Source organism: Flavobacteriales bacterium, assembly GCA_013214975.1.
In the GTDB taxonomy this organism is placed as follows: domain Bacteria; phylum Bacteroidota; class Bacteroidia; order DT-38; family DT-38; genus DT-38.
Window position 1 is genome coordinate 1 of sequence record JABSPR010000305.1, and the last position, 14,477, is coordinate 14,477.

General features: G+C 36.1%; 11 protein-coding genes. 8 read left to right on the forward strand and 3 right to left on the reverse strand.

Features of this window, described 5'->3' with window-relative positions:
• The 5 genes from HRT72_09585 to HRT72_09605 form a co-directional block, all read left to right on the forward strand.
• The coding region (locus HRT72_09585; protein NQY67957.1) for a glycosyltransferase at window positions 1-1,220 on the forward strand (1,220 nt) is incomplete at its 5' end.
• A gap of 87 nt (window positions 1,221-1,307) precedes the next feature.
• Window positions 1,308-2,639 carry a 2-oxo acid dehydrogenase subunit E2 gene (locus tag HRT72_09590; GenBank protein NQY67958.1) on the forward strand — a complete coding sequence of 444 codons (1,332 nt, stop codon included), beginning with the start codon at window positions 1,308-1,310 and terminating at the stop codon, window positions 2,637-2,639.
• A 38-nt stretch (window positions 2,640-2,677) separates the two neighbouring features.
• A complete protein-coding gene (locus HRT72_09595; GenBank protein NQY67959.1) occupies window positions 2,678-5,062 on the forward strand; it encodes a PD40 domain-containing protein in 2,385 nt (794 codons plus the stop codon).
• A 97-nt stretch (window positions 5,063-5,159) separates the two neighbouring features.
• The gene (locus tag HRT72_09600) at window positions 5,160-8,504 is read left to right on the forward strand and encodes an OmpA family protein (protein NQY67960.1); all 3,345 of its coding nucleotides are present in this window, start codon (window positions 5,160-5,162) and stop codon (window positions 8,502-8,504) included.
• 165 nt (window positions 8,505-8,669) lie between these two features.
• Window positions 8,670-9,281, forward strand: a complete 612-nt coding sequence (locus HRT72_09605; GenBank protein NQY67961.1) for a fumarylacetoacetate hydrolase family protein — start codon at window positions 8,670-8,672, stop codon at window positions 9,279-9,281.
• A 4-nt stretch (window positions 9,282-9,285) separates the two neighbouring features.
• Here the strand turns inward: HRT72_09605 and HRT72_09610 are convergent, their stop codons facing one another.
• Genes HRT72_09610 through HRT72_09620 form a run of 3 tightly spaced genes read right to left on the reverse strand, consistent with a single transcriptional unit; the run spans window position 9,286 to window position 11,851 of the window.
• Window positions 9,286-9,978 (reverse strand): hypothetical protein, encoded by a 693-nt coding sequence (locus HRT72_09610; protein ID NQY67962.1) that lies wholly within the window; start codon window positions 9,976-9,978, stop codon window positions 9,286-9,288.
• Window positions 9,972-11,057 (reverse strand): tRNA 2-thiouridine(34) synthase MnmA, encoded by a 1,086-nt coding sequence (gene mnmA / locus HRT72_09615; GenBank protein ID NQY67963.1) that lies wholly within the window; start codon window positions 11,055-11,057, stop codon window positions 9,972-9,974. The genes HRT72_09610 and mnmA overlap by 7 nt, the downstream gene beginning before the upstream one ends.
• Window positions 11,054-11,851, reverse strand: a complete 798-nt coding sequence (locus tag HRT72_09620; protein ID NQY67964.1) for a hypothetical protein — start codon at window positions 11,849-11,851, stop codon at window positions 11,054-11,056. The genes mnmA and HRT72_09620 overlap by 4 nt, the downstream gene beginning before the upstream one ends.
• Before the next feature lie 125 nt (window positions 11,852-11,976).
• Here HRT72_09620 and HRT72_09625 point away from each other — a divergent pair, with 125 nt between their 5' ends.
• Genes HRT72_09625 through HRT72_09635 form a run of 3 tightly spaced genes read left to right on the forward strand, consistent with a single transcriptional unit; the run spans window position 11,977 to window position 14,473 of the window.
• Complete coding sequence (locus tag HRT72_09625) at window positions 11,977-12,744, forward strand: class I SAM-dependent methyltransferase (GenBank protein NQY67965.1); 768 nt, start codon at window positions 11,977-11,979, stop codon at window positions 12,742-12,744.
• 10 nt (window positions 12,745-12,754) lie between these two features.
• Entirely contained in the window at window positions 12,755-13,522 is a 768-nt protein-coding gene (gene rfbF, locus HRT72_09630) for a glucose-1-phosphate cytidylyltransferase (protein ID NQY67966.1), read from the forward strand.
• A gap of 12 nt (window positions 13,523-13,534) precedes the next feature.
• Entirely contained in the window at window positions 13,535-14,473 is a 939-nt protein-coding gene (locus HRT72_09635; protein ID NQY67967.1) for an SDR family oxidoreductase, read from the forward strand.
• Window positions 14,474-14,477 lie beyond the last annotated feature (4 nt).

Consider the following 14,477-nt stretch of genomic DNA (forward strand, 5'->3'; position numbering starts at 1 on the left):
TAAATTACAATGTAAAGTACTTTTTAAATCAGTGCTTAAAATCTGTTGAAATTGCTTGCGAAAATATTGCCAGCGAAGTGTTCGTAGTTGACAATAATTCAAGTGACGATTCGATGGCTATGGTGGCTAGAGAATTCCCTTTAGTTAAACGTATTGAAAACAAAGAAAACAAAGGTTTTTCATTTGCAAACAACCAAGCAATAAAGGCTTCTACAGGAGAGTACGTATTACTTTTAAACCCAGACACTATTGTAGACATTGAAACTTTTACAAAAATTGTAAAATTCATGGATGCCTCGCCAGATGCTGGCGGGCTTGGTGTTAAAATGGTAGATGGACAAGGTGATTTTTTACCGGAGTCAAAAAGAGCCTTCCCCACTCCCACCGTTGCGTTTTATAAAATGTTTGGTTTAACCCTACTGTTTCCAAAATCAAAAACTTTTGGCGCCTATCATCTCGGTTATTTAGATGAAGATAAAATCGCACAAGTAGATGTTTTATCTGGCGCTTTTATGTTACTTCGAAAGAGCACCCTCGATGTAACAGGCCTTTTAGATGAAACATACTTTATGTATGGGGAAGATGTTGACCTTTCGTATCGAATAATAAAGGCTGGATATAAAAATTATTACTTCCCGGATACGCAAATCATACATTACAAAGGCGAGAGTACAAAGCGTACCAATATAAAGTACATCATTGTATTTTATAAAGCCATGATAATATTTGCCAGAACTCACTTTTCGAAAGGGAATGCAAAAACATTCACGCTACTACTCAATTTGGCAATATATGCTCGAGCATGTTTAGCTCTTTTTGCCGGTATCGCCACAAAGTTCTTAGCAGTAGTAAACCCTAAGCCAGGCAAGGCAGACGTTGAACAAAGAAGAATTGCTGTAATCGGAGACAAGGCAGAGGCTGGAAGGATTAAAGATATGCTCCATTCAAAAAACGACAATTTCGATTTTATTGGCCTAATATCTCCCTTAAAAACCATAATTGATATAAAAACCGAATATATCGGAAAGCTAGACCAATTAAAGGAAGTAATAGAAATTTACAATTTAAATGAGATTATTTTTTGCTCTAAAGATTTAAGTCCACAGCTTATTATGGATCAAATGAAGCATATAAAAAGATCGGATATCCGATACAAAATCGCCCCTCCGAATAGCTCTTACATAATTGGAAGTAAATCCATCATTTCTTTCGCAAAATAATTCAGAGATCACTTAGAGTACTCGTTCAGATATAATTTACTCTAGATTGTTTAAATTTACATAGAAACGTCAGAGCCAATCGAACGCATGTCTATAGAAATTGTCGTATTGCCCAAAATGGGGGAAAGTGTTGCCGAGGCAACTATAATTTCTTGGCTAAAAAACGAAGGTGATTCTATAGAAGCAGATGACGTACTCGTTGAAATAGCAACGGATAAAGTAGATACTGAAGTCCTCTCTCCATTCACAGGTAAAATCATCAGTTTAAAATATTCTATTGACGATACAGTTCAAGTTGGAGCCGTAATTGCTGAAATAGAAACCAGCTCTGCCAGTAAGCCTCTTACAAAACCCAAAGAAGAAGTTGACGAAACACCTGCAAAAACAGTTATTGAAGACAAGAAAATAGAACACCAGGATTCTGCTAATACTATAACCCCTGTTAATATTCCTAAAATAAAGGAGAAAGAAACAGTGAGTATTTCTACCAAAAGCGATCGTTTTTATTCTCCCCTTGTAAAAAGCATTGCTAAAAAAGAAGGGCTTTCTCAAAAACAATTAGATCAAATACAAGGAACCGGTAAAGACAAAAGACTCACGAAAAACGACCTTCTTAATTATTTAAAATCGGATCCAAGCATTGAATCCATCCAGCCGTCGGTACAAAGCACTGAACCTATCCCTCCTATCCCATTAGCTGTTTCAAATGGCGATGACGAGATAATTGAAATGGATAGAGTTCGCCAACTTATATCAACACACATGTTGAATTCGCAAAGAACTTCAGCACACGTCACCTCTTTTATCGAATTAGACGTAACCAATATCGTAAATTGGAGAAATGCGAATAAGGAAGAATTCCAAAGGATATATGGAGAATCATTAACATTTACTCCCATCTTTATAGAAGCCTTAGCTAAAACAATCCAACATTTCCCCATGGTTAACGTATCTGTGGAAGGAAAAAATATATTGGTCAAAAAAGACATCAACATCGGCATGGCTACTGCTCTTCCAAATGGTAATTTAATTGTACCTATTATTAAAAATGCGGACCAGTTAAACCTTTTAGGAATTGCTAAAAAAGTTAACGACCTAGCAAACAGAGCACGACATGAAAAGCTTACCCCGGATGATACCTCATATGGCACTTATACTATGACAAATATTGGTTCTTTTGGAAGCATCATGGGTACACCCATTATTAACCAACCTCAAGTTGCGATAATGGCAATTGGCGCAATAAAAAAGAAGCCAGCTGTTATTGAAACAGAAATGGGTGATACAATTGGGATTAGGCAGATGATGTATATGTCGCACACATATGACCATAGAATAATTGATGGTGCCATGGGAAGTATGTTTTTAAAGATGATGGCCGATGAATTAGAAAGTTTTGATTCTAGTAGAAAAATTTAATAATTCATTAGATTTGAGTAACACTAATTAGATAGCATTTGAAGAAATATTTTATTCAAATATTAATACTAGCTATAACATGCAGTAATGCATTGAGTCAGAGCGGTAATTTCAAGCAGTCTTTTATTGATGCTAATTTCCATTACATCAATAATAACTATGCGCTTGCTCTTCCTATTTACCAAAAACTACTTGAAGAAGATGCAGACAATGCAAACCTTAATTACAAGGTTGGGTTATGCTATATGCTGAAATACAACGAAAAAACAGAAGCTATACCCTATCTTGAAAAGGCCATTAAAGACATATCAAAAAATTACGACCCCTTTGCTCATACTATTAAAAAAGCAGGACCAGATGCAAAATACTACTTAGCTCTTGCATACCATTTAAATTACGAGTTCAAAAAGGCTATTAAAATGTTTGCAGAATTTAATGAGTCTGTAAGTGAAAAACACATGTTAAGAACTACCGCAGAGCATAATATTGAACAAAGTAATAATGCCATGGACTATGTTCAAAATCCTATTAAAATAGATGTAATAAACCTCGGCGACTCTATCAACACAAGATATGCTGAATATAGCCCGGTATTGGAAGTAACCGAGAACACCATGTTATTTACGTCCAAAAGAGAAGGAAGTACTGGTGGATTTAGAACAGACCAAGGTTATTACCACGAAGATATTTATTCATCAAAACGCGTAAATGGAGTTTGGACAAAACCACTTCAATTAGGTCGTCATATAAATACTAATGGAGACGATGCTGTACTGGGAATAAGTGCCGATGGCCAAAAAATGTACATGTACCGTAGCGAGAATAAAGGAGGGAACATATATGTATCCGAAAACACGGGAGTCGAATGGTCCATGCCTGTTTTACTTGGATCAGATGTGAATTCTAAAGATTGGGAAACACATGCAGTAATAAACGCCCAGGAAAATGTACTATTCTTTGTAAGTGATCGAAAGTCTGGATTTGGCGGGAGAGACATTTATCGATGTGTGAAGTTACCAGATGGTACTTGGAGTAAGGCGGCAAATATCGGTCCTGACATTAATACAGAATACGATGAAGAATGTCCTTACATTCATCAAGATGGTATTCATTTTTATTTCGCATCAAAAGGCCACAAAAACATGGGAGGCTTTGACATGTACGTTTCCGAAATGTCAACAGAAAATGGTGAAATCATGTTCACCAAACCCGAAAACTTAGGATATCCTATCAATACAGTAAATAACGACATGTATCTAACAGTATCTTCGGATGGAAAGCGAGCCTACTACTCTTCCGAACGACCAGAAGGATATGGAGACAAAGATATTTACATGCTCAATCTCAATATCTTAGACATTGAACCATTAACCGTATTTGTCGGAAAATTTCTCTGTATGGATGAGAATACGGTTGCAGGAGCATCGGTTACAGACTTGCAAACAGGAGAGATTTTTTGGTTTAAAGCAAATAGAAAAACAGGGAAATTTACTGTAATTATCCCTAGTGGCATGCAATACCAAATCAATCATGTAGCCAATGGCGACACATTACGATCTGAAGAAATTGTTAATGTACCTATTTCGTCTTCCTATAAGGCAATATTTAGACCGGTTACTATCCCTGCCCTTTGCGCCGACGAGGTAGACAATTCCTTTGCCTACGGAAGATTATTTTATGATGAGGCAGGTGCTCTTCAGGTTATGTTTATTAGCGGAAATGATACTTTAATACAATCTATTTCGAGCAGCGAAGTTGAATTCAACATGGCTAACCTGGCCTCTATCCAACAAAGCTTAAACCATATTGACGGATTAGAAAACAACGGAAACTTCAATATGAAGTATACGAGAATGACAATCGATGATGGAAATGGCATAAAGATGGAAGTTGTAACCGACGAGTTTGGTTTTTTTGAATTTAGCAGCCTAAACAAAAATTTAGATTACGTTTTAGAAATAGATCATTCCAGTATTCCTAAGGAAGTCAAAGAAAAACTTAATATTGGCAAAACAGAAGATGAGCTAGGAAATATAATCTTCGAAGAACACTTTGATTACAATATGAAAGATCTAGAAAAGGAATCTAAAAACTTCTCTTCAATGATAGATAAAATCACTAGTCAGATCGCAAACACTAAGAGTCCTGCAAAAGTTAGAATATTGGCATCTGCCTCTAAAGTGCCTACAAGAAAATACAAATCGAACAAAGAACTTGCAGAAGTAAGAGCTGCCTCTGGTAAAGTAAATATCATTGTAGCTCTTCAAAATGCAGGCTTTGTTCAAGACGATATTATTTTCGTGGAAAAAAGAGCTACTGTTACAGGGCCTAGATATAGAAATGATGCCTACTCTAACAGGGATGAATACAAGAAATACCAGTTCTTTAAAGTCCGTCTTATCGAGCCAATTGGAGACAAATAATTAGCTCTCCTTACTAACACTTTCCTGTTAATAAAATGAATCAACTTCACTCTTGAGGGCTATTGGCTTTTCTACCTTTGGATAAGGTAATCAAACCATGCTAACCAACTGGACAAGAGTTTTCGGCATTCTTTCTTTCTTCTTGCTACTTAACCTAAGTACAAGCTCAGAATTATCGGCTCAATACATTAAGAGATCAACCACAGACTACGAGAGCCAATCTTTCGAACCAGAAGACAGGTCCAAACAAATAAGAAAACTAATAGAATCAGCACGAGAGTTTTTCACAGATAACGATTTCAACTCTGCTAAGAGAATATATTTAGAAGTGGTTAAAGTTGATTCAACAAGTTCTGATTTGTATTTCGAATTAGCTCTTACCATTTACAACTCCCCTGACGACTCTAAATCAAAAAGCATACCCTACTTAGAGAAATCTCTCGAGCATTCCATCCTAAACGATACCATCGTTGAAAATTTTTATTACCTCGCAAAATGCCATCAGTTAATAGGTAATTACAATCGTGCAATGAGTTATTTCCTTCATTTTAAAGATCAAGTCAAAAGCACCTATCTGCATACAAGCTTGATGAAGGAATTAAATCGAGAAATAGAAATGTGCGTGAATGCTGTATTCTTTGAAGAAAACAAAGATGAGAGCACTGTAATCACACCCCTTGGAAACGGATTCAATTCGGAAGCTTCTGAATATGCGCCAGTACTTGGATCCGACTTTAAAACCATGATCTACACTTCCCGAGGAAATAGATCATCTCAAGATGAATACGGAGTTAATTATGAGAAAGTTTATATAAGCCATCAAGACACAAACGGTACATGGACCAAACCAATTACATTAGAAAATAGTCCTAAAATGCTCCTAAATAATTTTGAAGTTGGGGCATCTATAGTTGGCTTCGCTAACAACGACAACAAGCTATATGTCTACCAAAGAAATAAAATATTTGTCACCGATTTTATAAATAACGAATGGAGCAACCTTGAAGAAATAGAAAGCAAAGCGGTTAATAAGAAATCTTACGAACCAAGCTTATTCTTTTCTACCGATGGTACAAAGATGTTTTTGTCAAGTAATAGAAAAGGTGGTTATGGTGGTTTAGATTTATATGTTTCGCAATTAACCGAAGAAAACAAATGGGGAGTCGCTAAAAACCTTGGTCCAACCATTAATTCTGAATACGACGAAGACAGTCCTTTTTTATCACCAGACGGTAAAAAATTATACTTCTCTTCTAAAGGACATAACAGCATGGGTGACTTTGATGTATTCTATTCAGAAGTTATTGGCGGGAAATGGACACGACCTAGAAATTTAAGACCACCCATTAACTCAACTGGTAAAGACATTTATTTCATGACAGATGAAGTAGGGAAAGTAGGTTTTATAGCATCTTCTAGAGAAGGAGGATCTGGTGATATGGATATTTACACATTTGAAATAGAATGCAACTTCATAAACAAGACAACCATAAGAGGAGTTATTAATGCAAAGGATCAGTTTCCTGGAATCTCAAGAATTACATATGAGAATATCGGTACAGGAAAAAAAGTTATGGCCTATGCTCCTGCGTCCAACAAGGCATTGTACACAACCGATCTTCTTACCAATACGGCTTACAAAATGACTATTGACAGAATTGGGTATGCACCGCAAGAACATATTATTAAAACACCAAAGCAATGCGAAGAGTTTGGAATATTTCAAAAACTAGAGCTAACGAAAACGAAAACAAAGCAACATACAGAAATATCAGATGCATTCTTTGACATTCAGAAATACTCATTTGCTAAATATGAAAACTTATATGAACGAGGAATAATTAATTCTTATTTAGGACTAGTTGATTCACTTCAAAAAACAGAATCCGATTTGAATTTCAAAACTTCTAAGTATAATGGAAGCATAACTCCGGATAAAGTAATTAAGAGCATAGAGAAGAAGAAAGTAAGAGCCGAGGATACTGAAGACGTACAAGCAAAACCAAAGGCCATAGTTACCAGAGAAATACAAAGACTACACGATAATGTGTATGTTGTAAAACTACATTTTAGTAAAAAAGACATTCACGAGCAAGGAACTTTAGTCGAAACTATCCCGGAAGGATTTAGAGCCTCTGCGGTTGAAAACTCGGGAGGTGAGTTTACCGTAAAAGGCAGAGACGTTAGAGTATTGTGGCACAATATTCCTTTCAACTCAACCTTTGACGTGGTGTATCAAATTGATGCCATAGATGAACGTCCGCTTACCCGAGAAGACAAAGTAACAGGCGCATTTACATTTATTAGAGACTTCGACATACACAGTCAAAAGATTCCTTCTACTAACTTCCCACTTGAGGAGTCGGTTATTGTATTAAATATTCAAAATGAAAATATATACGCAAAAGAAGACTCAATTAAAACGGCCATTCGTCTACAAAAAATAGCGAAACAAAAAAAATCTGATGAGCTAAAAAAAGAGGCCCTTTTAAAAATAGAAAAAAATAAAGCCGATAGTCTTCAAGAAATCAAGGCGTTCAACCTAAAAGCAATACAGCTAGCGAAGACAGATAGCCTCCGGAAAGTTACGATAGCGGATAGCTTAAAATCTCTTGAACTATACTTAGCTGATAACCTTATGAGAGAACGAGCACAGGATAGCCTAAAAGCCATAGAAGAAGCTATAATATCAAAAGCAATAGAAGAAGCGGTAATTCTAGAAAAAGAACAACAAGAGGCTGTCAAAATAGAGGTACGAGAGGAAACAGCGAATAAAACGAAGGACAGTCAAACTGAAGAGGATACTAAAACAGACAGCTTCAAATTTAAACCAATCTATTACAACTTCGATAGTTATATTTTAAACTTGGAAGGAAAGAAAGAAATGGTTCGTGTGAGTAATTATTTAAACACGAATAAAATTAATATTGAAATCGGAGGACATACGGATAATATAGGAACAAGGGCATACAATAAATACTTATCCAAAAAGAGAGCTGACCACGCTAGAATATTCCTTACTGAAAAAGGTATTGAAAAAACCAGGGTTGTAACAATAGGATATGGAGAAGATTCCCCAGCTGTATCTAACAGGACCAAAGAAGGAAGGAAATTGAACCGTAGGATAGAATTAAAAAGGCTACCGAAAAAGAAAGACATAGTAGCATCTCGTACTCAGAGTCATGAATTAAGTACAGTACGAAAAGCTAACCCTAATGCGATTCCTTATGGGAGTCTCGGATATTACACTATACAAGTGGGTGCCTTTAGGGTCCTAAAGTACCCTGAGCATTTTAAAGGATTAGATGAAGTAAGAAGCGTAAAAGGAGATGATAACATCTATCGCTATTTATTTGGCCAATATAAATCCCAAAAGGAAGCGCTTGATATAGTGAAGAAAATTAAACAATTAGGTTACAAAGATGCCTTTATTAGGTTCTAGCCATTTACTCCTTCTCCCCCCTCTCAACCAAACACATTAAGACGAAATTTCCTTTTTTCAAGACTATCATTCTGTGAATAAAAGAAAGAATATTTAGATCGTAAAATCCGGGCTAATTCTTTAGCTTTGCGCACTTATTTTTTAAACATATTAAAACAGATTGCAATGAATATTATTTGTATCGGAAAGAACTACGCAGCGCATATTGAAGAATTAGGTGGGTTTGCGCCAAACGATTTAATTTTTTTCACGAAACCAACTATGTGTGGTGTAAAGGATTCAAGACCTTTTTACGTACCAGAATGGTCGACAAGAATGGATTACGAAGTGGAAATCATAGTAAAGATTGACAAAGTTGGAAAAAACATTGAAAAAGAATTTGCACATAAATACTATTCTGAGATTGGTGCAGGAATCGACTTTACAGAAAGAGATATTCAGGGACATTTAATGAAAAATGGTCTTCCTTGGGAAAGAGCAAAATCTTTTGATGGTGGAGCATACTACGACAAATTCATTCCAATGTCGAAAGTTGACGATATCAAAAATGTAAACTTCAGATTAGAGCAAAATGGAGAGGTAGTTCAAAAATCTAACTCTGATATGATGCTTTATGATGTTGATACTATCATAGCAGAAGTATCTAAATACATGACGTTAAAAATAGGAGACCTTATATACACAGGTACACCTGAAGGAATTGGCCCAGTTAAACCTGGTGATACGTTAGAGTGTTTTATCGAAGATGAGAGTCTATTAAAATTCGATATTAAGTAATTGGCTAATTACCAAATGAGCTCAGGCTCATGATTAAGTCAAAACCGCTTATTATTTCTCCACTAGTTTCCGTGGAGATATCTATATCCCTTTTATACACTGCACCTACATTCTTTGCGTAGGTTGCAGCTGTATACTTTCTTTCAATTAAGTTTTCATTATCTACTTCCGTTACCACCAGTGTACTATCGAAAGTAATCCCTCCTATTTCCAATTCTGTATCTATAGATGAGTAGATATAGGATTCTTCTCCTACAGAATTGAATGCATTGCCATTCCACGATTCGCCTTCATTTATTGGAAAGGTCATTTTAATATAACGAGTACTCCCTTCAACTACTTCAACCCTAGAAGGCAACAGAGTAGACGTCCAGACCTCTTTATAATCCCACTGAAGGGTATCTGATCCTCTTTTGTAACGGTTTATTTTATACGTCTCGTTACCTGCGTTATCGATAAACGAAGAATCTATTACTTCCTTTATCTCATAAACAAAAGTATCCACCTTAGAAGGACTATAGAAATCGTCATAGGCAATGGAGTCTACATTATAAATCCTCCACATCCCAACCTCTGATGGGTAGTAATCATAGCCGAAAACAATTCTAACATTCGACTTTTTATCACAACTAAATAAACAAAAGGCTAAAAGGCCGATAAAAAATTTGTCTTTCCAGAAAGAGAAGACTCTTAGCATATAATGCCTCCTCCTAAAACATCGCTCCCCTCATAAAAAACTGCCGATTGGCCTGGAGCGATTGCTGATGCGCTTTCATGAAATATACCTTTTATGAGATCTCCCTCTTGCTCAATAGTGCACATTGTACCACTATCCTTATATCTAATTTTAGCAAGAACATCCATTTCCCCACTAATACCTTCCCGCTTTATCCAGTTCATATCTCTTACATATACCGACTTTCTTTCGAGATCTAAGCGACTCCCAAGCGTAACAGTATTTGTTTCTGCGTTTATATTAGTTACGTAAACCGGTTCACCAAAGGCAACTTCCAATCCCTTACGCTGACCAATAGTATAGAATGGGAATCCCCTATGCTTACCTAATATCTCTCCTTTTGTAGAAATGAAATTCCCGCCATTCAACCTTTCTTCTAATCCTGGGTTCTTACGTTTTAATAAACCACGGTAGTCATTATCAGGAATAAAGCATATTTCATAGCTCTCGCTTTTATTTGCCAATTCTTTATAACCACTGTCTAAAGCCATTTGTTTAATATCAGACTTTAAGTACTCACCTAAAGGCAATTTTGTTCGGGCCAAATTTTCTTGGCTAACTCCCCATAGTACATAAGATTGATCTTTCGTTTGATCTTTTCCCATAGAAACGATGTAACGTTCGTTTTCTTCTCTTATTGAAGCATAATGTCCTGTGGCTATAAATTCACAATCTAACTGATTCGCTCTTCGCAGTAATGCCTCCCATTTAATGTGCGTATTACACAATACACAAGGGTTCGGAGTCCGGCCTGCTAGATATTCTTCCACAAAATTATTAATGATATAATCACCAAATTCGTCTCTCAAGTCGATTATCATGTGATGAAATCCTTTCTCCACAGCCATCTGACGTGCATCGTTGATAGAATCCAAACTACAACAACCAGTTTCCTTCTTACTTCCTCCAACGGATTCGTAGTCCCATGTTTTCATGGTGATACCGATAACCTCATACCCCTGATCATGTAGCATCATAGCCACAACAGAGCTATCTACACCACCACTCATGGCAACTAATATTTTACCGTGCTTACTCAATATGGTACGTTGTTAAGCAAGTTCTTTTCAATCTTATCATACCTTCCATCTTCCTCCTCCTCTACTAGCGGAGTATATATTTTAATCCCTCTTCCTTCAATCAATTTCATATTCTCATTTTCAGAAACTTCTTTCCCATTTCTATACAATTGATATTTTAAGATTCGTTGTTTCTCGTCATATATCACCCAAAGGCCATCCCGTTTGGCTGAGTCATACCTTCCAGAAACTTTTATTTTACCATTTGCAAAATAGATAGCTAATCTTCCATTCAAGTTTCCTTCTAAATAATTTGATTCCTTTTTAATTTTCCCATCAGAAAAAAATTCTTTTCGAGTTCCATGCCGTTTATCCGCTTTATACTCGCTACTATCCGCAGCCATACCATTTTTATACTTGGTAACGGATAAGCCATCTAATTTACCAGCAGAATAATTCATACTACCTTTTGAGATTCCGCCTATCGAATAAATTTCCCAGAGCCCTACTCTCTCTTTATTAATATAATCTCCAGTTGCCATCTTCTTACCATTTGGATGAAACATTTGCACAGCAACTTTATCCACTCCAGCTGTATACGTTAATATTGAAGATAACTTTCCTTCCTGATCATAGCGTTTCATTTCTCCAACAGGCACATCATCTTTAAAAACACCTTCATAAGCCATTTTACCATTCTCGAATCGCTTCTTCCAAATACCTTGTCTCAACCCTTTGGCATCCATCTGATTCGTTTGTGTATGGCCATATAATGACATGATTAGGCAGAGGCCAACAACTAATACTTTCTTCATAATTTTAATGCTATAAGGTTAAGTAAAATTAATGCAATTTGATCAAACATTCAGATCGCTAAATCCAACTATATTCAGCAATACAAGAAGTAAAAAATATATCTTTACAAGAACCAAGCCTGGCGATGAAAAGATTGATAAGTGTAGTAATCCGTAAAGTACCACGTCCTGTATTACAGGTACTAAGCCCTATAGCTCTAAAAATTCTCAAATTATTTTATCTCGGAAACAAAGTAGACTGCCCGATTTGTGATGCCCATTTCAACAAATTCATGCCTTATGGCAGAATTACATCAAGAGAAAATGCACTGTGCCCTAATTGTTTGGCACTAGAAAGACATCGACTAATGTGGCTTTACCTTAAAGAGAAAACTAATTTTTTTAAAGACCCCATTAAGCTTTTACACGTTGCACCCGAAGCATGCTTTATTGATCGTTTTGAGAAAATGCAAAACATAGATTACATAACTGGCGATTTAGTTTCTCCCCTGGCAAAGGTTAAAATGGATGTACACAAAATACCTTTCGAAGAAAACACATTCGACGTAGTATTCTGTAATCATGTGCTAGAACATGTTGAAGACGACATACAAGCAATCAGCGAAATGCATCGCGTGCTTAAACCAAATGGCTGGGCAATTATGCAGTCTCCACAAGATTACACAATGGAAAATACATATGAAGACAACAGCATCACGAATCCTCTGGAACGAGAGAAAGCATTTGGACAAGACGATCATTTACGAATGTTCGGGCTCGATTACCACGAAAGATTAGAAAAAGGGGGCTTCGTTGTTAAGGTCGATTATTTCGCCAAAGAATACGAAGAGGAAAGTGCTACACGTTTTGCATTACCTCGAGAAGAAATTATTTATTATTGTACAAAAGCATAAATCTTATTTTATGAAAGTAGTAATACTTGCAGGTGGACTAGGAACTAGACTAAGTGAAGAGACACACTCAATTCCTAAACCAATGGTAACAATTGGCGACAAGCCAATTATCTGGCACATCATGAAAATCTATTCATCTTATGGATATAATGACTTTGTTATCCTCTTAGGGTATAAAGGGTACGTGATTAAAGAGTATTTCGCGAACTACTTTCTTCACCAGAATGATGTTACTATAGATTTGAGCAACAACTCCATGGAGATATTAAATCAAAATACGGAGCCTTGGAAAATCACGTTACTGGATACTGGCGCAAACACTATGATTGGAGGAAGAATAAAAAGAGCCAAAGAGCATATCGGTAACAAACCATTCCTACTTACATATGGCGATGGGGTTTCTGATGTGAATATTGATAAACTCGTTAACTTCCATAAAGAACAAAACAAAACGGTTACTGTTACAGCCGTACAGCCAGAAGGCAGATTTGGAGCCCTTCAAATTGATAACGGATCTGTTTCTAGTTTTCAAGAAAAACCAAAGGGAGATGGTGCCTGGATTAATGGAGGCTTCTTTGTTTGCGAGCCAAAAGTTATTGATTACATCGAAGATGATTCAACTGTTTTCGAAAGAGAACCACTCGAAAAACTTGCTTCAGAAAACAAGTTGGCCGCTTTTCAGCACACTGGTTTTTGGCATGCCATGGATACGATGAGAGATAAAAATCTTCTTGAATCTTATTGGAACACTGGCGAGGCGAGATGGAAATCTTGGTAATACCTGTTTAAAATGTCTGCTGATATATTAATTACTGGAGGATTAGGGAATTTAGGTTCATGGCTTACAGAGAGCTATTACAAAGCAGGATTTAATGTTACCGTCTTATCAAAAACGAATCGAAATATTCTGCCTAACTGTTCGTACAATTTTATTTCATGCGACATTTCAAATAAAAACGAATGTGAGGCTTCGTTAAAAGACAAACAGTTCGAATATGTGATTCATGCGGCTAGTTCAAACGATTTTTTCATAGATAATTATAAAGAGGAATCCGAAAAGACAAACGCTCAAGGCACCTTAAATATTCTTAAAGCCCTCAATCGAGATAAATTAAAACAAGTTATATACTTGTCTACTTTTCAAGTTTATGGAAAATTCCAAGGAATAATTACAGAAGACACACCTACCCTTCCTTTAAATGATTATGGACTTAGTCATCTTAACGGAGAAGAGAACGTTACTGAGTTCAGCGAAGAATATAAAATTCCATCAGCAATAATTCGCCTCACCAATTCATACGGTTGTCCGAAAGACATTAATTCCTCGAAATGGTATCTTGTGCTAAACGATCTTGCACGAATGGCAGTAGAGAAAAAGGAAATCGTTTTAAAATCTAACGGAAATGCGCCTAGAGATTTTATTTGGATGGGCGATGTTTGTAGCATCTTTCAACAAATCACTTCTTTAGAACAAAGTGCAGAAGGTATTTTTAATCTTTCAGGAGAAAATACAAGAACGATAAACGAAGTAGCTAACGCTGTAAAAAATGCTTATCTACATAAGTACAAAAAAGAATTAGAAATCTCGGTTAACTCTAGCGACGAAACAATTTATAGCGACGACTTATTTGTAGACTGTAAGAAGTTGAAAAATGTCGTAAATTTTCAAACGCAAGACCAATTCGAACATGAGGCAAATCAAATATTTACTTTAATAGAGAATCAATAAATAA